Origin of the sequence: uncultured Tissierella sp. (genome assembly GCF_902479755.1) — a bacterium.
Lineage (GTDB): Bacteria > Bacillota > Clostridia > Tissierellales > Tissierellaceae > Tissierella > Tissierella carlieri.
Genome location: NZ_CABSQO010000020.1, coordinates 28297 through 47810, shown reverse-complemented (window position 1 = coordinate 47810; position 19514 = coordinate 28297). Strand labels below are relative to the sequence as shown.

The window sequence follows — 19514 nt, the reverse complement described above, 5'->3', positions numbered from 1 at the left end:
TTCCCCTAATTATTTATAACCAAAGTATTTTACCTTGTTATCTCTTTCTCTCCAATTTTTTTCTACCTTAACCCAAAGTTGAAGATTTACTCTGCTACCTAAAAGTGCCTCTATATCCATTCTTGCATTTTGACCAATTTCTTTTAATTTAGCTCCATTTTTTCCTATTACTATACCTTTATGAGATTCCTTCTCGCAATAGATATTTGCAAATACATCTATAATATTTTTATTTTCTCTCTCTTTGACTCCATCTATTTCTACATAAATTCCATGAGGCACTTCTTCTTCTAAATTTAAAAGAGCCTTTTCTCTTATAATTTCAGCAATAACAAATCTTTCAGGTTGATCCGTTATCATGTCTTCTGGAAAATACTGGGGACCTTCTGGCAGTTTATTTTTCAATGCTTCTATATATCTATCTATATTAGTATTATTCATTGCAGATATAGGTATTATTTCTTCAAACATTTCCATCTTCCTATATTTATCTATTAACTCTAATATCTGTCCTTCGTTCAGCTTATCAGTTTTATTTATTAATAATACTATTGGAGTAGATATCTTTTTTAAATCTTCTATTATTAAGTTATCCATAGGTCCAATTTCCATACTATCATCTATCATAAATGTAACAACATCTACTTCTTCTAAAGTACTTTTTGATACTTTTAGCATATATTCACCAAGTTTATTTTTAGGCATTTGTATTCCTGGTGTATCAAGGAAAATTATCTGACAATTTTCTTCGGTATATACAAGCTGAATTTTATTTCTTGTAGTCTGAGGTTTATCTGATATTATAGATATTTTTTCCCCTATAACTTGATTTAGTAACGTTGACTTTCCAACATTTGGTCTTCCTATAACTGCAACAAATCCTGATTTATACATTTTTTTCACTCCTAGTATCTGCATCCGCTAAATCTTCTGGTCCAAAACTATGTGGTAGCAGTTCTTCTAATTTATATTCTCTATATTCGTCCTCTGAATTAGCTATAATTATTATAGCATCCTTGCCAAATTCTCTAATTACCTGCCTGCAAACTCCACAAGGATAAGTAAAATCTGCATCTCCAACTACTGCTATAGCTTTAATTTTTTTATGACCTTCTGATATAGCCTTGAAGATAGCAGTTCTCTCTGCACATAAAGTAGGTGAGTAGGATGCTATTTCTATATTACAACCAGTAAATATTTCATCATTTTCTGTAAGTAATGCTGCACCAACATGAAAATTAGAATATGGCACATAAGCCTTTTTCTGAGCCTCTAAAGCTTTTTTTATTAATTCCCTTGTATTCACAGAATACCTCCTCTTTATCAATTCAAAATTCATATCCAAAGGGTATTTAGACAATTTTGTCAGCTTCTTTTGGAAGCTATTCTATTATGATCTCAGTTTTTGCATTAATTACTTGAATCCATGTAACTCCTGGATTTAAAACTATTTCTTCTCCTGCTGGGTTATAGTATAAAGTTTTATCATTTCTTGATTTTTTTACCCATTTTATATCCATAACTTTTCCATTTGTTATGTATTTTCCTTCTCCCTCGCCTACTAATTGAATTTCTAGCCTACCTTCTTTATCTAATACCTTAGTCTTTGCCTCTTGAATTATTATATTCTTAGCTACAATTGGAGTCTCATCTATCTCATCTATATGTAGCTTACCATCTTTTTCTCTAGTATATACTTTCTTTTCTTCATCGTAATTATACTGGGTCGTATTATTTTTCATATATTTAATAGTTAACTTATTAGCAATATTCCCCTCTATGTCAGCTTCATCTTCTCTGAATTTAAACGGAGTATACTCTCCAGTTAATTTATATTTTCTTTCTTCCTGTGTCGCTCTTATGACTTCCATACTGGAATAAGTATTATGCGGAGCCTTTTTATGAGATTTTCTAAAGAAGACTTTATTGGAGCTAGATAATCCATCAATATCAGCTATTTTTAGAGTTCTTATATCTGATTTAGCCTGTTCACTACCACCTACATGAACATAAACAGCATCATACTCTAAAGATGATGTTATAAAATAAGGCCTAGCAGATCTAATTGGTCCTATGGATGGCGGATCATTTATTAAATATATACCCATATATCTAGTATACGGAGCTTCTACTAAAAATTCATATACTATTTCTGCATCTTTTAGTCCTGATTGCCATCTTGCACTATGGTGATTATCAAACATAACTGCTACTGGTCTTCTATTTACCTTTACCTCTTCTGCATATATTCCACTAATAGGTGAAGGTATTCCTTCTTTTTTTGGTACTTCTTCTACAACCTCATCTTCTTTTACTACGTCCTCTGATTCTTCCACTACTGGTGGTTCTTCAACGTTTTGTTTTTTACAACTACTAGATAATAATGCTATTAAAATTCCTATTAAAATAATTTTCATCTTAAATTTCATTTTTTTCCCCCTTATCCTATGATTTGAAATACTAAAACTCCTACTAATATTCCTAGTACAGCTCCTAATAAAACTTCTAAAAAAGTGTGAATCTTACCTTCAATCCTGCTTTCACCTACTAAAATAGCAAGACCATAAGTTAAGGTTGTAACTAACATATTTTGTGCTAAAAATGCTATTATGGTAGCTATACAGAATGATACAGCTGCGTGCCCACTTACTGTTCCTCCTTGAAAATGAGTCCCCCTTCCTCTATAAAACTTTGCTTTTAATCCTATGGTTAATAATATAACAAATAACAAAGCTACAAAAGTAAGATGAATATCTGACCTTCTTATTTTAAATAATAATAAATCTGTATATGAACTTAATCTATCAAAAAAAAGTAAATATCCTACTACTATAGAATTTATAGCAGCAATAAGGACTGCTCCAGCAGCTACATCCTTTACTAATCGTGCCAATGGATGATAATCTTCTGTAATTAAGTCTATTACTCTTTCCAATGCAGTATTAACCATCTCTGCTACAACTACTAAGGATATTGCAAATAGCAATAGGAGAAACTCTGCCCTCGAAAAATCAAAAAAAAGACTTAATGCTATGACTAAAATAGCAATTAAATAGTGTATCCTCATATTTTTTTCAGTTTTTAATGCTATAATAATACCTGATACTGCATAGTTAAAACTATCAATGATAGTCTTTTTCTTCATTATACTACTCCCCTTTATTATCTTTGAATATCTTCAATCTCTTCATTATTTCCTTTTCTTTTTCTCTCATTATACTCTTTTCCTCATCTTCCATATGATCATATCCTAATAAATGAAACATTGAATGAGCTGTTAAATACGCTATTTCTCTATAAAAGGAATGTCCAAAATCCTCAGATTGTTCTAAAGCTTTTTCCATAGATATAATTATATCTCCCAATAATATAGGTCCCTCGATGAAAAATTCATCCTCCATAGGAAAAGATAATACATCTGTATCTTTATCTACTCCTCTATACTCTCTATTTAACTCTTTTATCTCTTGATTATCTACAAAAGATACACTAACTTCACAATCTAAGGACTTGTTCTCAAAACTTAAAACTTCATTAACTACTTTCTGTATTATTTCAGATATCTCTTCATTAATTTCAACTTTATCTTGCCTATTATCTATAAATATTTCCATTATTTATGCCTCCGATTTTTCTTCTACATTTGGATATTCAATTCTATCATGGTATATTCCAGTTAATACATTTACAAAAGAGTGGATAATAATTTCAATTTCCTTCAATGTCACATTACATTCGTCTAACTGTTCGTCCTTTAGTTTCCCCTGAACTACTTTTCTAACCATATCTTCAATTTTTTCCTTTGTTAAATCCTTCATGCTTCTTACAGCAGCCTCAGAAGAATCAGCCAACATCACGATTGCTGCCTCTTTCGTCTGAGGCTTCCTGCCTTTATATCTAAAGGCATCTATAGATATATCTATATCTTTATCTAGTTCTTTTGCTTTATAATAAAAATATGCCACAGCTGTATTTCCATGATGTTCCTCTATTATATCAATTATTTCCTTAGGCAATTTTTTTTCTTTACCTAAAGCCATTCCATCAATAGTATGAGATGTAATTATAGTGGTACTTTGCATAGGCTGCAATTTATTATGAGGATTTTCCATGCCAAATTGATTTTCTGCAAAGTAATAAGGTCTTATTGTCTTGCCTATATCATGATAGTATGATGCTACTCTAGCTAACAATGGGTTGGCTGATATAGATTCTGCTGCTGCCTCAGAGAGGTTGCCAACTAATATGCTATGATGATACGTTCCAGGAGCTTCTAATAACAATTTTTTTAATAATGGTTGATTAGGATTTGATAATTCAAGTAATTTCAATGTAGTCAAAACTGAGAACGCATTTTCCCATACTGGTAAAGATCCTAAAGTTAAAATTGCAGCTATAATACCATTCAGAAAGCTATATCCCGCTGTTGTAACTGAATCTATTCCTCCTACTCCCTTAGCTAATTTAAAGGATGTTAAAGCCAAAAGATTAATAGCTCCAACAATGAAACCATTAAGCAAAATATTGTATCTTTGTTCTTGTTTAATAGCTATTAATGCAGCAATGCCTCCTGATATCATATACATAGTAATTGTACTAGCATCGAGTCTTAATATAAATCCTAAAAAGAAAGATAGAAACATATTTACTAATAATCCTAGTTTTGGTTCTATTAGCATGGAAATTAATAAGGCGGCTGTCGCTACTGGCATTATATATGGGGAAATTAAATACATTTCTTTGCATATTATTATAGATGATAATATAATAATAAGTAATATTAACAAACGATTATTGTATAGTATTTCATTATTAAATAAATATATATATCCGACGATAATAGACATTCCCAATGATATTAACATAACTGTCCCTATTATCACACCTATTGGAATCTTATTATCTTCCTTTAGTAGTCCAGACTCTCTAATTAACTCTAGTTCTCTTTCACCTATTGTAGTTCCTTGTGATGCTATAATCTCATTTTCTTTTAGGATAACTGTTTCTATTTTTTTCGCTTCTTCCTCTTTTCTCCTATCTGTCTCCGACTTGTCCAAAAATTCATTTGCCTTTATAGTGGCATTCATAAGCAAAAGACCTAGTTGTTTTTCCTCATCTTTCATATCTAAAGACTCAAAAGTTTTTACTAAGTTCTCTTTCTCATATTCAAGTTCTGTTTCTTTAATGCCATTTCCCATTACTTGGTTTATTAAATCCATCAAATTATTCTCAAAATTATTTAAAGATTTATAATCCATTCTAAGGGCAATATAAATTTCCTTAGAGCTTAGCCCAAGTTCTTGTTTCTCATTAAGAAGGTGAGCTTTTTTATTTATGCTGATACTTTCCTGAGCCTTAATATCCCTAGTAGTATCTAAGAAATCCTTAATAGTATTTTTCATGGTCATTTGGACCGATGGAGATATTCTGTATCTTGGCTCTACTTTATTCATTGCATCAATCTTCAATTTTTCAGTAGTATAGATATCTTCCAAATCCTTAGTAGCTCTAATATTAGTAATGGCTATGTCTCCTATTTTTAGATTGAATTTATTTGTCTCCAGTTTATGAATCGTTATAAAAAAAAGGATTGCCGTAAAAATTACAAGCAATAGCCCATTATATAATCTGCGATTTTTTGTTATTGAAAATTTTTTATTATCCATAGGTATTCCTCCCTTATGGCTTATCCATTTATGTTTTCAAATCTGTCATACGCCTCAATTATTTTTTGAACTAAAGGATGTCTAACTATATCATTTTTAGAAAGGTATATAAAATCTATTCCATCTACGCCATTTAATATTTTTGCTATTGTTTTAAGTCCTGATTCCTTCCCTTTTGAAAGATCGATTTGGGTTATATCACCTGTAATTATTGCCTTTGAACCAAATCCAAGCCTTGTTAAAAACATTTTCATTTGTTCATTAGTAGTATTTTGAGCCTCATCTAATATAACATAAGAAGAATCCAATGTCCTTCCCCTCATATAGGCCAGTGGTGCTACTTCTATTACACCCTTTTCAATATATCTTGCATAAGACTCTGCCCCTAATATATCAAATAATGCATCGTAGATTGGTCTTAAATATGGGTCTACCTTTTCTTGCAAATCACCGGGTAAAAATCCCAAGCTTTCCCCAGCTTCAACTGCTGGTCTTGTAAGTATTATCCTATTTACCTCTTTATTTTTAAAGGATTGAACTGCCATAGCCATGGCCAAATAGGTTTTTCCTGTACCTGCTGGACCAATCCCAAATACTATATCATTTTTCTTAATAGAGTCCAAGTATCTTTTTTGACCTAAAGTCTTTGGTTTAATACTTTTTCCCGAAACTGTAACACATACCACATCTTTAAGTAGTTCTTTGACATATTCTCCTTGCCCTTCAAGTAAAAGTTGAATTGAATATCTTAAATTTTGTTTATCTAATTTGCCTTGTTTTCTTACTATCTCAATTAAATTATAAATCAGTTTTTGTCCTAAGTCTATAGATACTCTATCACCATATAATTTTATTTCACCATCTCTAATAGCAATATTGATACCTAGTTCTTCTTTCATTATATTAATATTTTCATCAAAATCTCCAAATATTTCTCTAATTATTTCATTGTCTTCAATCATTATGCTATTTTCTTCTATATTGTTTGGCAAATTTAATCCTCCTTATTTTCAATTATTTGCTTTCTTCCTATGTCTTCTATTGTCTCTACTATAACCTGTGTTGTTAATATATTATCATCCACTTGATGTCTTGTAGTCTTTGACTGTATTTGCGCACCTTCTGGCAGTTCCTTATTTATTTCCTTTGTAGCTTGAATTTGAGTAGCTTCTTTCAAGAAATCTATATTTTGTTTTACTTCTTTTATCTCAACTTCTCTATATTCATATTCAACCCTCTTAATAGGAAATTCTATGCCCAATTTATCAAGATTGATTAAATCTTTCTCTACTTCGAATTCTTTATAATTTGAAAAGGGAATACTGCCTTTCATAAACATAATTCCTTTATCTTTAATTTTTATGCCTTTTTGCTTATGAACTTTCCCTGTATATTTTTCCTCATTTTTTATTATAGGTTCTTTAATTATACTACTATATCGTGTTAAGGCTAATACTTCTCCCTCGGCATGAACTAATATATGCTCCTGTGTGTTTTCATTATTTAGTATACCCGTAATAAGAATTTCTCCTTCATTAACTACTCCGCCTTTTTCCACAACAGCTTTGCCATTTTTAGGAATTACCTTTACCACCACACCTTTTTTCTTTGCTACTACATGGCAGGGATATGATTTATCGATTTTCTCCGGTGGCAAATCTTCTTCTTTTACCTCTATAATTAGCTTTGTTCCTTTTATATTTACTGAAATAAATGAAAAATAATCATAATTATCTATTAATATATCCTTTATAGCCTCTTTTTCCATATTAAATTTAAGTTTACCTATAGATATATTGTTACTTTTCAGCAAAGAAATTATCTCTTCCTTTGGCGTTTGTTCATTACCTAATATTTCTACCTTCCAAATAGTAGAAGTTAGTAAAAAAATTGTCATCAAAAACAATAAGAAACCTGCTACCAACATTTTTCTTTCCCTAAGCTTCATTATTACAAAAGGAAATCCTATTTTTTCTTTTATTTCCACTCTGCAGCCTACTTTTTTTACTATTTCCCTGAGTTCCTTAAATCCTCTAATGCTAGATTTCATCTCAAGAACAATGTTGCTATGTCTTTTTATGTCCCATAGATATATATTGTACGTAGCCGCTAAATTTAATAGTCTCTCCAAAGTAAGTCCCTCAACCCTAATAATAACATATCCTTTAAAATAATTCCATATTTTTATAGCTAGCATAATAACACTCCCTAGCTGATTATTTCTATATTTTCAATTGAACCAACAATAATTATTTCTTCAGAAAGTATTGTTTTAATCTCTAATCCCTGACCCGTTATTTTAAAAACACCCGATTTTGTATTTATTCTAATGGTTTCCTGTGTATACTCTATAATCCCTTTGTGATTCAATAATGAAGCCTCAATATTTCCTATAACTGTTAGTCTTGGTAAGTCCATCATAATATCTATGGGCAATTCCAGCGCTTCTGAAATACTGTATTTTACATTCTCTATCTGTCGTTTCATTATCATCCCTCCTATTAATTCTATGCCCTTCATATATGGACTATTCCTACGAAAAAGAAGTCTGTAAAAATTACAGACTTCTCCTTTGATTTTGCAAACTTTTTGGTTCTGATAATATTTCAGAAAATATTATTCCTCTTAGAATATCTTCCCTTAAATTTCTTTCATTATTTTCTATCTTATTTTGTGATGATACTGTTTCTGAATTTTTATTTTCTGAATTTCTATTTCCATTTTCTCTTACTTCCCAAGATATTTCATTTATATCTGCTTTTTTATCATCAGCATTTATATCTGGTCTTTTTTCCTTAATCAAGATATCCTGACGTTGATTAGTCTTTCCTTGTCTTCTTGCTATCTCTTTTTGTCTTTCTTTTTCAACTTCTTCTGCCAATATCTTTCTTAAGTCTGCCATAGGTCTAGAAGGTACAGGTTGTTTGCTTAATTCCTGTGTCCTCCTGTTTTTTGCTTCTTCTATTTTTTTCTTATCTTTAGCAGACTTTAATATTAGATCTATTACTACAATGAATATAAAGAATAATAAAGGACCGGGCATATTATCCCTCCTTACTTCTGTTTCTTATCGTCTTCGGCTATTTTTGATATGGATGATCTCATATCTGTATCTGCCAATATATTTCTCATATTATAATAATCCATGACGCCTAGATTACCTGATTTTAGAGCTGTTGCTAATGCTAATGGCACTTCTGCTTCTGATTCTACTACCTTAGCCCTCATCGCCTGTACCTCAGCCTTCATTTCTTGTTCTTTAGCTACTGCCATAGCTCTTCTTTCTTCTGCCTTTGCCTCAGCAATTCTCTTATCTGCTTCTGCCTGATCCATTAGAAGTTTAGCACCTATATTTCTACCTACATCTACATCTGCTATATCTATAGACAATATTTCAAATGCTGTTCCTGAATCTAAGCCCTTATCAAGTACAGTCTTTGATATGCTATCAGGATTTTCTAATACATCTTTATGGGAATTAGAACTACCTACAGTGGTTACTATCCCCTCACCTACCCTGGCAATGATAGTTTCTTCTCCAGCTCCTCCAACTAGCCTTTCAATATTAGCTCTAACAGTAACTCTTGCTTTTACTACTACTTCAATACCATCCTTAGCCACTGCTGCAATTTGAGGTGTTTCTATTACCTTGGGATTAACTGATACTTGAACTGCTTCTAATACATTTCTACCAGCTAAGTCAATTGCCGCTGCTCTCTCAAATTCTAGTGGAATATTTGCTCTTTGAGCTGCTATTAAAGCATCTACCAAAGTATTTACATTTCCTCCTGCTAAATAATGAGCTTCTAACTCATTGATTTTAATAACTAGACCTGCTTTTGTAGCTTTGATCATTGGATTTACTATTCTAGATGGTGCTACTCTTCTAAGTCTCATACCTATAAGAGTCGACATAGAAATTTTAACTCCTGAGAAAAAAGCTGTAATCCAAAGTCCTACTGGTACAAATGAGAAGAAAAGCATTACAAAAATAATAATAATTAGGGCAAACCCTATTGGTAAATATGGCATATTACAACCTCCTAACAAATATTTTTGAACCTTCTACCCTTACTACTTTTATAGTTGTATCTTTTGGAATAAAACCACCATCTGATAGTGCATCTAGCTTCATTCCTTCTATCTCTATAAACCCAGCAGGGCGAAGTTCTGTTATACTAATTCCTTCTTTATCTATATACTGATTCATAGAATCAACAGATAGATATCCTCTTTCATCCTTATGTTCTGTATCCAAAACGATCTTATTAAGCATTTTGGATTTAAAACCCATCTTTATTAATATTATAGTCACTATAGTAGTTATTATTATAGCTATACTTAAAGAAAATAATGCCACTCCCAATGAATCCATAGCAAGGACTGTACCTACTATTACTAGTATTATACCACTAATTCCAGGAAGTCCAAAGCCTGGCATTATTGCCTCTATGACTAATAGTATCAGACCTGTCACAAACAATACTAAAGATGTCCAATGGGAGTTCCCTGCTAAGATATTTCCTCCAAAGTATAATCCAAAGCCTATTATACTAATTGTGCCTCCGATTCCGAATCCAGGTGTTAATATTTCAATTACTAACCCAACAAATCCTAAAGTCAACAATAAACTACTTATATAAGGATTTGATATATATTTAGCCAGTTTTATTTGAAGACCTTCATCTATCCTTTGTATATTTGCATTATCAAGATTAAAATAATCTAATATCTCCCTATAGCTATCTGTAGACAAATCAGCTATTCCATACTCGACAGCTTCTGATGAAGTTAAATTAACTAATTTACCCCTAGTTACTAAACCTTCAATTTCAATATCTTTATCTGCCATAGCCTCTATAACTTCAGGATTTCTATTTCTATATTGAGCCGTATCTCTTAAGAGACCTCTCCACATAGAAAGTACTTTTTCGGTATTTGGTATTGTTTCAGCAGACCCAATTGTAGCTGAATTAGCCATAACAACTTTTTCTGATGCAATGGTTATCAATACTCCCGCAGATTCTGCCTTGTTATTTACATAGGAAATAGTTGGTATAGATGAGGACATGATTAGAGATTTAATTTTTTCTGCCTCATTAATTAGTCCACCATAGGTATCTATTTCAAATATAATTGCTGCTGGATTTTCTTTAATCAATTTAGACATGGTATTGTTTAAGAAATTATAAGTCGCCTTATTGATTTCACCCTTAATGGGAACAACATATACATCTCCCCCAGCATCTGCATAGCCTATGTTTGATAAAATTAAGACTATTAAAGATATTAGTATAATTACTGCCCTACTTTTTTTCATTTAAGCACCTCCCATAATATGTACTTAAGAGACCATAAATAATTATATTTATATCTCTTTATCTATACTATTACCCATAAATTTGTAAAATAACTAACAAATTTATAAATTCCAAGGCTTTCTCAACACTGGCATATCCCTAAAAAGTTAAGTTTGTAGTAAGATATTAATTATGTCAAAAAACCTGGGAATAAACCCAGGTTAATTAAAAACTTTTTTTATTATTTTATTTACAATATTGCCGTCAGTTCTACCTTTTACCTTTGGCATTACAGCTTTCATAATAATGCCTATATCTTTCATAGACGTAGCATTTATTTCTTTTATAGTTTCAATTACAATTTCTTCTACTTCCTCTTCAGAAAGTTGTTTCGGTAGGTATTGTAATAGAATTTCTATTTCTTTTTCTGTTAGTTCAACTAAATCCTGTCGTTGTCCTTTTTTAAATTCCTCGATAGCCATTCTTTTTTCCTTCAATTGCTTCGATATAATGTCTAGTATGGCCTCTTCAGATACTTCTATTCTTTCGTCAACTTCTTTTTGCTTTATTGCTGCCCTTACCATAGTGATAGTATTTTTTCTAATTGTATCCTTGGATTTCATGGAGTCTTTTAAATCCTCCATAAGTTTTTCTTTAAGGGACATTTGTTCACCTTCTCAATTAAAATCTTGAATATTTCTTTCTTCTAGCTTCTTCAGATTTCTTTTTACGCTTTACACTTGGCTTTTCATAGTGTTCTCTCTTTCTAGCTTCACCTAAAATGCCAGCACGTGCACATTGTCTTTTAAATCTTTTTAACGCATTATCAAGAGATTCGTTTTCTCCTACCTTAATTTCTGACATCGACTTCTCCCTCCTCTCTCTACTGCAAGAGTACTTCATACTATCCCCATCAAGGGCTTTGCACTAGACTATTATACATTATAATCTAAAATATTTCAACTAGTATTTAACCCGGCGGCCATAACATTTTTCTTTTTCCTAGTATATGAAAATGAATGTGTTCTACTGTTTGACCTCCGTCTATACCACAGTTGTTAACTATCCTATATCCTGTATCTAACCCTTTATCTTTTGCTATCCTAGATGCTATAAAGAAAACATGACCTATAAGTTCTTTATTATACTCATCTATATGAGCTGCCGACTGTATATGTTCTTTAGGAATTACTAAGAAATGAACAGGAGCTTGAGGATTGATATCTTCAAAAGCCGCTACCTTCTCATCTTCATATATTAAAGTACTAGGTATTTCCCCCTTAACTATCTTGCAAAATAAGCAATCAGTCAATTTATCCACCCCCTTCTTATATACTATCTTATTACATTTCTATATTAAAATCATCTATTTTCCCAATAAAAAATCATCTTTCTTTTCGTTAATTGTCACATCTACTATTTTACCAATCATACTAGTATCTTTATTAGATTTAACTCTAACATAATTTGTAGTATACCCTTCTATATAGCCATCTTCTTTTTTACTTTCCTCTTCAAACAGGACTGACAGTGTAGAATTAATAAGTTTTGAGTTAAACTCTAACATTAACTCCTCTCCTAAAGCTATTAATTTTTCTGACCTAATATTTTTTATATTTCCATCTATCTGATTTTCATATTTAGCTGCTGGAGTTCCCTTTCTAGGAGAATATTTAAAAACATGAATTCTAGAAAAACGTATTTCATTAACAAATTCTAATGTTTCATTAAATTCTTCTTCTGTTTCCCCTGGGAATCCCACTATTATATCTGTTGTAATTCCTGCATTAGGCATATATTTTCTTATGAGATCTACAATATCTCTATACTCATTAGTTGTATATTTTCTATTCATTCTTTTTAATACTGTATCAGAACCAGACTGTAAGGATAGATGAAAATGATCACACACTTTTCCTATTTTTACTATGTTCTTCATAAAATCTTCATCAATTAATGTCGGTTCTAAAGAGCTAAGCCTAATCCTTTCTATCCCATTTACTTCTCCTACTTCTTCTAAAACCTTGTTTAGAGAAGTCTTATCTATATCTTTTCCATAGGACGCTACATGAATTCCTGTCAAAACTACTTCTTTAAATCCTGCATCAGCTAATTTTTTAGTTTCTTTAATAATCTCATCTAGTTCTCTGCTTCTAATAGGACCTCTTGCATATGGAATTATACAATAGGAGCAAAATTGATTACATCCATCCTGTATCTTTATATAAGCTCTTGTTTTAGATTTTATATCATCTATATTTATTGTCTCGAATTTCTTTTGTGTCTTTACATTTCTAACAATATTAATTTTCCCATTCTCTTTTTTTGCTTTTTCGCATAATTCTAAAATTCTACTTCTATCAGTAGTGCCAATTACAACATCTACTCCTTCTATTTTAGATACTTCATCAGGAGATACTTGAGAATAACATCCTACAACTGCTATTACAGCATCCTTATTTAATTTCTTTGCCCTAGATATAAATTGTCTAGATTTTCTATCAGACAAATTTGTAACTGTACAAGTATTTATTACATATATATCAGCTATTTCATCACTATTTACGATAATATAACCATTCTTTTCAAATATTTCTTCCATGGCCTCGGTTTCATATTGATTTACCTTGCATCCCAAGGTGAACATACTTACGGTCTTTTTCCTTCCATAGCGATGAAAAAATTCTTCACCACTAAATGTTATATCTATATTATTCATTTTATCCCTCTCTGTTTCTAGTATAAGTTAAATATAACTTTTCTATTATTTGTAAATAATGTCTTCAATTATATACATAAACAAAAATCTTTTCAAATATTTTTTCTTACATGTATCTTGCCTAATAAACTATCTACATTTAATTATAGCATTTATTTTAATATAATGTATATATTTAAGCAAGTACCAACATTTTTAATAACATTTATGCATTTATTTTCCAATAAATAATATTTATTTTTGCATATAATAATAACGAAGTTATCGTGGAGGTGACAACATTGAAAAAGAATTCTATTTTAATAATTCTTATAGTTGGACTAATTGTATGCATATTTTCTCTAAATTCTACACTCACACTAGCTAATGAATCAAAATGCAATTCATCTACTGGATCAAATGAAGAATTATATCAGGATATTTTTACTACCCTTATTTATCCCTATATAAAAGAAGCAATAGAAGAGTATTATGGTAAACCATATTGTTGTGATCCATGGGATATTAAGATTTTAAATATTGAACGTCAGAGCACAGCATGTTTTATAGTAAAAATTCAAATAATTCCTTATACAGGTGCTCATAATACTGTTGGTATTGATAATATTACCATCAGAATATCAAGTGAAGAAGCCAAAGTAGAAGGCTTTGAACACATTAAAAGTTATGAAATCCCTCCATGGTTAAGATAAAGCTCTAGAGTAATCTAGAGCTTTATCTTATATATAGAATACCGTGTATTATTATTGTTAGAAATTAGTACTTCTGAGCTAGACAACATTTGCTAATCTCAAAACTTTACTACTTTCCTCTAAAAGTTCTGAAGCATACTTCTTAACATTATCTACTTTATCCTCCCAAACCTTTTCATCATTTACATATTCACACTCAAATATTTTTCGTGACATCTCATTAATAATCCTATACGCTGCTACTGAATGTCCATTATCAGGATTAGTATTATCTGCCTCACTAGATATTGTCTTTATTTTTTCAATATCAGGCCAATAGATCAATTCCACTAGCTTGGCTCGATACTCCAAATCAACGGTTGTTATATCTAAATATCTTTTCTTATCATAAGCATGTTGTGCCTCATGCTTCAAAAATGAAATATTGAATTTCTCACTTTCTATATCATATGAACTTCTGACACAACATAAAGTCCCATCTTTACCAACCCAACCGCCAGTTCCTGTTTTCCCAAAAGAAATAAAATCCAACCAACTTCGTGATATAAATCCATCCATCATTATGATTGTATATGGTTCTATACCACTTGGCAGTTCTACTTCATAAGTTACTTTTGTGGAGTTTTTCCAAATATATGGTCCGAAAAATCCTGATGTATATCCACCTAAATATTCATAACCTTCTGCTTTCACTATCTTTTCAATCTCATTTTCAATATTATCATCCTTTAGCAAATCTGATTTTATTCCACAAAAAATCGTTAATTCTTGTAAGAGCAATTTTTTTGCGTCTTCGTTTGGTATATTCATCCAAAATACATTTCTATAATAATTTTGATAGATTTTGTCTATATCTCCAATAACCTTATTATCTGTTCTTTTATAATATTGTCCATTTTCAAAAATATTAATGTACTTCTGAAACCAATCTTTCTTATCATGAAATTTACTGAGATAACTCACAGCTTCATGTAATTGTCCCTTCCATAAATATGATTTAAATTCCAGCTCATTAAATTTTCTCATAATTTAATCTCTCCTAAATTAAAGTAGCTCACGTGTTAAGCTAGTGTTATAGATACTATAAACTTATTTCACATTTTTTACTATTACGAATTACTTATGTGGACATTATAGAGTATGTATTATATTTACAAAAAACTGATTTTCATTAGATTAAGATCAAAACTTGTATTTATATATCAATATAAGTTAAATTAATATATAGTTGGTGAAAATGTAATCTAAAAATACGGTATAATTCTTTTCTAAATAATACCGTATTTCAATAAAATATTTAATTTTAGTAATCATGATATTTTTAAGATAAATTATAAAAATTGAGATTCTATATCCCCTATGTTCATTAAGCTAATCTTCATCATTTTTTATAATTTCTTTATGACGAATATAAGCATTAGCAAAACATAGAACACCTGTAATTCCATTTATAATAGGATATAAAGTTAGTCCTTCCTTGGATAATTTTACCAAGAAGATAAATGACCACACAACCCCACTAAACAACCATCTCTTTCGATCCTGTTTAAGTTTATTTTTCATAGAATCTCTCCACTTAATTTTTATAGAATATATTCATACTCTTATAAATTGCTTATGTGTATATTATAGCATATATAATAATCACATTTGGTTGAAATGATAAATATAAAAGTATTTATCATTTCAACCTATGCTACTAGAATACTTAAATGAGTATATATATGTTACTAAAAAGGATTTAGAAAGTCCAGCAGGCATAAGTAGGTCAAATGCATATTTTATTTACAGGAATTTATGGATAGAGAAATCATAGAAGGAAAAGGCGAATCTATATCAACTAAATATGTTTTGAAAAAATAAAGAAACCACCTTTTTTATTAAAAGTGGTCTTTGGTCTGCTAAATTCAATTCTATTATACAAGTAATTATATAAGGGGTGTACAAGAATTAAAAGTAGCCATATTTAGGTTTACTTTCCCAAACCCCAGAATATAGAAAGCTACTTTATTCACTAAATAACTCCCATATCTCCCAACTCATAAAGTATTATGGTAGATGCAACAATCCCGGCAGTTTCGGTCCTTAATATTCTAGGTCCTAGTGTTACAATTCTTGCCCCTATTAATTTTAATTTTTCTATTTCCTTAGGCTCAAATCCTCCTTCAGGTCCTATTATTAAATGCATTTTTTTTATTCCGCTGCTTTCCAAACTTCCTTTTATTGTATTTCCTTTTTCATCTTCATAAGGGACTATTATATTGTCCTCGTCTTTTAATATACCCACCATTTCATCAAAAGAAATAATATTTTTTACTTTAGGAAGAATATCTCTTTTGCTTTGTTTTGCAGCTTCATCAGCTATACTATTCCATCGTTCTACCTTAGATTGTTCCTTTTTTATATCTTTTATTTTTACAACTGATCTATGGGTTGCTACAGGATAAAATTCCTTTACTCCTATTTCCGTGCACTTTTGTATAATTAAATCCATCTTGCTACCTTTAGCAAGTCCTTGATATAAAATAATATCAACTGACGATTCATTAACTCCCTTAACTTCATCTATTATTCTTGTAATAATTTTTTCCTTAAATAAAGATTCAATTTCACAGGTATAAGTAATTCCATCTGATGCAATTTCAATTCTTTCCTTAGGTTTGAGCCTTAATACATCCTTTATATGTTTTACATCAGTTCCATTTATCTCTATTATCTCATCAATAACTTGTTCTTTCTCAACAAAAAATCTATGCATAATCTATTCACCTAACTATTAATAGCTATAATACAAGCCCAGCCATTTAGCTTCTTGATATCTAATATTTTAAATCCATTTTCCACTAAAGCATTTTCCACTAATTCAATTTTTTCTACAATAATGCCAGATGTAATAAATATGCCATCTTCCTTTAAATAAGCTTTTAAATCCTTTGTCATTTTTGCAATTATTTCCGCTATTATATTTGAAACTATTATATTGGCTTTGCCTTCAACCACGTCTAATAAATTTCCTTCCTTTATTTCGATAATCTTATCTACATCGTTTAGCCTTATATTTTCATTGGATACTTTTACACACAGCTCATCAAGATCTACTGCCACTACCTTTTCAGCTCCTAGTTTTGCTGCAACTATGCTAAGTATTCCACTTCCACATCCAATATCATACACTATATCTCCTTGCTTTACATATTTCTCTAAAGCTTCCGTGCACATCATAGTTGTCTCGTGGGTACCTGTTCCAAAAGCCATACCTGGATCTAATTCGATTAATATATCATTTTCTTCTAAAACATATTCTTCCCAAGAAGGTTTTATTAGGATTCTTTCACCTATCTTAATTGGCTTATAATACTTTTTCCAAGATTCTGCCCAATCATTATCGTCTACCATGCCTATTATAATTTCACTCTCTCCAGTATTTAGTATTGGATCATTTTTTATTCTATTTTTAATTTCTTCAATTTTATTTTCTAAATCATCTGCCTCAGAAAAATATGCCTTAATTATTATTCCATCAAAGTCTTGATTTATTAAACCTGGATCCACAAAATCCCATTTTTCTTTTGATTGAGATAGTTCTATTATGTCCCTTGGGTCTTCTATGGCAAGTCCTGCAGCACCTACATCATATAGAACATTTGATACTAAATCTTCTAATTCTTCAGTAGTTTTTATCTGAACCTCTGTCCACTTCATAAATACACATCCTTTTTTAAAATCTAAAATAATTATACCCTAAGAGCCATGGAAAAACTACCATGATTTTAAGAAAAGCTTCTAAGGTTATATTAGAGATAACTTTTCTTAGCCACTGCATAAGCGACTTGCACGAAATCAAAGATTCGGCAATCTGCTTAAAATTCATTGTCATAAAATTTCTAAATAAAAAATATAAAGGTAGAACTTTCCTATTAGTTATAAAGAACAATCACTCCTGGAGTGATTGTTAGTTGAAAGCATCCTTTACTTTATCAAAGAAACCTTTTTTATGCTCCTTGATATTTTCCCCTGTTTCATTGGCAAAATCCCTTAATAGTTCTTTTTGTCTATCAGTTAGCTTAGTTGGAACCTTAACTTCTACAGTAAAGAAAAGGTCTCCTCTTCCATATCCTTTAAGATTTGGCACTCCCATGTTCTTGAGTCTAAATTCTGTTCCTGTCTGAGTTCCTTCTTGAATATTATGACTTGTTATACCTTCTAAAGTTGGTACCTGTATCTCTGCACCCAGTGCTGCCTCGGTAAAAGAAATAGGTACTGTTAAATAGATATCATTGCCTGAACGTTTAAATATTGGGTCTTCCACCACATTTATATAAATATATAAATCTCCATTAGGTCCTCCTCTGTCTCCCGCTTCTCCCTCTTCTCTCATAGAAATTATGGAGCCAGTATCTACACCCGCTGGTATCTTCACTTTCATTTTCTTAGTTTTTATTTCTTTACCAGTGCCTCCGCAGGTATTACATTTATCTTTAATTATCTCACCAGTTCCATTACATGCATCGCAGGTAGATGTCCTAACAAATTGACCAAAAGGAGTTTGCTGGGCATATCTCACTTCTCCCCTACCTTTACAGGTTGAACAAGTTTCTTTTCCTGTACCTGATTTGGCTCCTGTTCCACCACAAGTTTCACAGTTTTCTGTTCTTCTAATTTGTATTTCTCTCTCTACTCCAAAAACAGCCTCTTTAAATTCTAGATTTAAGTTATATCTTAGGTCTGCTCCCCTTACTGGGCCTGTTCTTCTTGAGCCTCTGCTAAATCCTCCTCCACCGAATATGTCAAATATATCTTCAAAGATATCACCGAAACCTCCAAAGCCCTCTCCAAAACCTCCTGCTTGTGGATCTACCCCTGCATGCCCAAATCTATCATATCTAGATCTTTTCTCTGGGTCACTTAATATTTCATAGGCTGCATTAGCTTCTTTAAATTTTGCTTCTGCCTCTTTATTATCTGGGTTCAAATCAGGATGATATTTCTTTGCTAAAGATCTATATGCTTTCTTTATTTCATCTTCTGATGCATCTTTATTTAAACCTAAGATTTCATAGTAATCCCTCATCTTTTCACCAACCTTTAATTTGCTTATACAATTATATCAAATTTATGAGCTAAATCAAATGATTTA

General features: G+C 30.8%; 22 protein-coding genes. 1 reads left to right on the top strand and 21 read right to left on the bottom strand.

The window, feature by feature from the left end:
• Positions 1 to 9: 9 nt before the first annotated feature.
• The 16 genes from era to mtaB all read right to left on the bottom strand — a co-directional run bounded on the left by era (position 10) and on the right by mtaB (position 13685).
• The gene (gene era, locus RDK80_RS11655) at positions 10 to 894 is read right to left on the bottom strand and encodes a GTPase Era (protein ID WP_216561259.1); all 885 of its coding nucleotides are present in this window, start codon (positions 892 to 894) and stop codon (positions 10 to 12) included.
• Entirely contained in the window at positions 887 to 1306 is a 420-nt protein-coding gene (locus RDK80_RS11650; protein WP_216561261.1) for a cytidine deaminase, read from the bottom strand. The genes era and RDK80_RS11650 overlap by 8 nt, the downstream gene beginning before the upstream one ends.
• A 76-nt stretch (positions 1307 to 1382) precedes the next feature.
• Positions 1383 to 2429, bottom strand: coding sequence for a DUF3048 domain-containing protein (locus RDK80_RS11645; protein ID WP_216561263.1), 1047 nt, complete (start codon positions 2427 to 2429; stop codon positions 1383 to 1385).
• An 11-nt stretch (positions 2430 to 2440) separates the two neighbouring features.
• Positions 2441 to 3145, bottom strand: a complete 705-nt coding sequence (locus RDK80_RS11640) for a diacylglycerol kinase (RefSeq protein ID WP_216561265.1) — start codon at positions 3143 to 3145, stop codon at positions 2441 to 2443.
• A 4-nt stretch (positions 3146 to 3149) separates the two neighbouring features.
• On the bottom strand, positions 3150 to 3614 hold the full coding sequence (ybeY, locus tag RDK80_RS11635; protein WP_308524355.1) for an rRNA maturation RNase YbeY: 465 nt from the start codon (positions 3612 to 3614) through the stop codon (positions 3150 to 3152).
• Positions 3615 to 3617: 3 nt separating this feature from the next.
• Positions 3618 to 5666 (bottom strand): HDIG domain-containing metalloprotein, encoded by a 2049-nt coding sequence (locus RDK80_RS11630; RefSeq protein ID WP_308524354.1) that lies wholly within the window; start codon positions 5664 to 5666, stop codon positions 3618 to 3620.
• Between the two features lie 20 nt (positions 5667 to 5686).
• Positions 5687 to 6628 carry a PhoH family protein gene (locus RDK80_RS11625; RefSeq protein ID WP_308524374.1) on the bottom strand — a complete coding sequence of 314 codons (942 nt, stop codon included), beginning with the start codon at positions 6626 to 6628 and terminating at the stop codon, positions 5687 to 5689.
• Between the two features lie 32 nt (positions 6629 to 6660).
• On the bottom strand, positions 6661 to 7863 hold the full coding sequence (gene yqfD, locus RDK80_RS11620) for a sporulation protein YqfD (protein ID WP_308524353.1): 1203 nt from the start codon (positions 7861 to 7863) through the stop codon (positions 6661 to 6663).
• Positions 7864 to 7874: 11 nt separating this feature from the next.
• On the bottom strand, positions 7875 to 8153 hold the full coding sequence (gene yqfC / locus RDK80_RS11615; RefSeq protein WP_094899491.1) for a sporulation protein YqfC: 279 nt from the start codon (positions 8151 to 8153) through the stop codon (positions 7875 to 7877).
• Positions 8154 to 8223: 70 nt separating this feature from the next.
• Positions 8224 to 8709 (bottom strand): hypothetical protein, encoded by a 486-nt coding sequence (locus RDK80_RS11610; RefSeq protein ID WP_094899489.1) that lies wholly within the window; start codon positions 8707 to 8709, stop codon positions 8224 to 8226.
• An 11-nt stretch (positions 8710 to 8720) separates the two neighbouring features.
• Positions 8721 to 9698, bottom strand: a complete 978-nt coding sequence (floA, locus tag RDK80_RS11605; RefSeq protein WP_094899487.1) for a flotillin-like protein FloA — start codon at positions 9696 to 9698, stop codon at positions 8721 to 8723.
• A 1-nt stretch (position 9699) separates the two neighbouring features.
• Positions 9700 to 10986: a nodulation protein NfeD gene (locus RDK80_RS11600; RefSeq protein ID WP_094899485.1), complete on the bottom strand. Its 1287-nt coding sequence runs from the start codon at positions 10984 to 10986 to the stop codon at positions 9700 to 9702.
• 201 nt (positions 10987 to 11187) lie between these two features.
• The gene (locus RDK80_RS11595; RefSeq protein WP_308524352.1) at positions 11188 to 11631 is read right to left on the bottom strand and encodes a GatB/YqeY domain-containing protein; all 444 of its coding nucleotides are present in this window, start codon (positions 11629 to 11631) and stop codon (positions 11188 to 11190) included.
• A gap of 16 nt (positions 11632 to 11647) precedes the next feature.
• The gene (gene rpsU / locus RDK80_RS11590; RefSeq protein WP_094899483.1) at positions 11648 to 11830 is read right to left on the bottom strand and encodes a 30S ribosomal protein S21; all 183 of its coding nucleotides are present in this window, start codon (positions 11828 to 11830) and stop codon (positions 11648 to 11650) included.
• 106 nt (positions 11831 to 11936) lie between these two features.
• Entirely contained in the window at positions 11937 to 12278 is a 342-nt protein-coding gene (locus RDK80_RS11585; RefSeq protein ID WP_094899481.1) for a histidine triad nucleotide-binding protein, read from the bottom strand.
• A gap of 54 nt (positions 12279 to 12332) precedes the next feature.
• On the bottom strand, positions 12333 to 13685 hold the full coding sequence (gene mtaB, locus RDK80_RS11580) for a tRNA (N(6)-L-threonylcarbamoyladenosine(37)-C(2))-methylthiotransferase MtaB (protein WP_094899479.1): 1353 nt from the start codon (positions 13683 to 13685) through the stop codon (positions 12333 to 12335).
• Between the two features lie 281 nt (positions 13686 to 13966).
• On the opposite strand from mtaB, the gene RDK80_RS11575 reads away from it, so the two are divergent.
• A complete protein-coding gene (locus RDK80_RS11575; RefSeq protein WP_158220001.1) occupies positions 13967 to 14377 on the top strand; it encodes a DUF3888 domain-containing protein in 411 nt (136 codons plus the stop codon).
• 78 nt (positions 14378 to 14455) lie between these two features.
• Here RDK80_RS11575 and RDK80_RS11570 read toward each other — a convergent pair whose 3' ends face one another.
• From RDK80_RS11570 to dnaJ, 5 genes are all read right to left on the bottom strand, one after another.
• Positions 14456 to 15403 carry a hypothetical protein gene (locus tag RDK80_RS11570; protein ID WP_308524351.1) on the bottom strand — a complete coding sequence of 316 codons (948 nt, stop codon included), beginning with the start codon at positions 15401 to 15403 and terminating at the stop codon, positions 14456 to 14458.
• 345 nt (positions 15404 to 15748) lie between these two features.
• Positions 15749 to 15940 carry a hypothetical protein gene (locus tag RDK80_RS11565; protein WP_094899472.1) on the bottom strand — a complete coding sequence of 64 codons (192 nt, stop codon included), beginning with the start codon at positions 15938 to 15940 and terminating at the stop codon, positions 15749 to 15751.
• A gap of 451 nt (positions 15941 to 16391) precedes the next feature.
• Entirely contained in the window at positions 16392 to 17135 is a 744-nt protein-coding gene (locus tag RDK80_RS11560; protein WP_094899470.1) for a 16S rRNA (uracil(1498)-N(3))-methyltransferase, read from the bottom strand.
• 11 nt (positions 17136 to 17146) lie between these two features.
• Positions 17147 to 18079: a 50S ribosomal protein L11 methyltransferase gene (gene prmA, locus RDK80_RS11555; protein ID WP_308524350.1), complete on the bottom strand. Its 933-nt coding sequence runs from the start codon at positions 18077 to 18079 to the stop codon at positions 17147 to 17149.
• A gap of 250 nt (positions 18080 to 18329) precedes the next feature.
• Positions 18330 to 19448 carry a molecular chaperone DnaJ gene (gene dnaJ / locus RDK80_RS11550; RefSeq protein ID WP_094899468.1) on the bottom strand — a complete coding sequence of 373 codons (1119 nt, stop codon included), beginning with the start codon at positions 19446 to 19448 and terminating at the stop codon, positions 18330 to 18332.
• Positions 19449 to 19514 lie beyond the last annotated feature (66 nt).

Coding starts and splice junctions, on each gene's coding strand:
- RDK80_RS11630 (WP_308524354.1), bottom strand. CDS start 5,666: ATGGATAATAAAAAATTTTCAATAACAAAAAATCGCAGATTATATAAT.
- RDK80_RS11645 (WP_216561263.1), bottom strand. CDS start 2,429: ATGAAATTTAAGATGAAAATTATTTTAATAGGAATTTTAATAGCATTA.
- ybeY (WP_308524355.1), bottom strand. CDS start 3,614: ATGGAAATATTTATAGATAATAGGCAAGATAAAGTTGAAATTAATGAA.
- RDK80_RS11565 (WP_094899472.1), bottom strand. CDS start 15,940: ATGAAAAATAAACTTAAACAGGATCGAAAGAGATGGTTGTTTAGTGGG.
- RDK80_RS11570 (WP_308524351.1), bottom strand. CDS start 15,403: ATGAGAAAATTTAATGAGCTGGAATTTAAATCATATTTATGGAAGGGA.
- RDK80_RS11610 (WP_094899489.1), bottom strand. CDS start 8,709: ATGCCCGGTCCTTTATTATTCTTTATATTCATTGTAGTAATAGATCTA.
- RDK80_RS11595 (WP_308524352.1), bottom strand. CDS start 11,631: ATGTCCCTTAAAGAAAAACTTATGGAGGATTTAAAAGACTCCATGAAA.
- yqfC (WP_094899491.1), bottom strand. CDS start 8,153: ATGAAACGACAGATAGAGAATGTAAAATACAGTATTTCAGAAGCGCTG.
- floA (WP_094899487.1), bottom strand. CDS start 9,698: ATGCCATATTTACCAATAGGGTTTGCCCTAATTATTATTATTTTTGTA.
- RDK80_RS11600 (WP_094899485.1), bottom strand. CDS start 10,986: ATGAAAAAAAGTAGGGCAGTAATTATACTAATATCTTTAATAGTCTTA.
- RDK80_RS11640 (WP_216561265.1), bottom strand. CDS start 3,145: ATGAAGAAAAAGACTATCATTGATAGTTTTAACTATGCAGTATCAGGT.
- mtaB (WP_094899479.1), bottom strand. CDS start 13,685: ATGAATAATATAGATATAACATTTAGTGGTGAAGAATTTTTTCATCGC.
- prmA (WP_308524350.1), bottom strand. CDS start 18,079: ATGAAGTGGACAGAGGTTCAGATAAAAACTACTGAAGAATTAGAAGAT.
- yqfD (WP_308524353.1), bottom strand. CDS start 7,863: ATGCTAGCTATAAAAATATGGAATTATTTTAAAGGATATGTTATTATT.
- rpsU (WP_094899483.1), bottom strand. CDS start 11,830: ATGTCAGAAATTAAGGTAGGAGAAAACGAATCTCTTGATAATGCGTTA.
- RDK80_RS11625 (WP_308524374.1), bottom strand. CDS start 6,628: ATGATTGAAGACAATGAAATAATTAGAGAAATATTTGGAGATTTTGAT.
- dnaJ (WP_094899468.1), bottom strand. CDS start 19,448: ATGAGGGATTACTATGAAATCTTAGGTTTAAATAAAGATGCATCAGAA.
- RDK80_RS11560 (WP_094899470.1), bottom strand. CDS start 17,135: ATGCATAGATTTTTTGTTGAGAAAGAACAAGTTATTGATGAGATAATA.
- era (WP_216561259.1), bottom strand. CDS start 894: ATGTATAAATCAGGATTTGTTGCAGTTATAGGAAGACCAAATGTTGGA.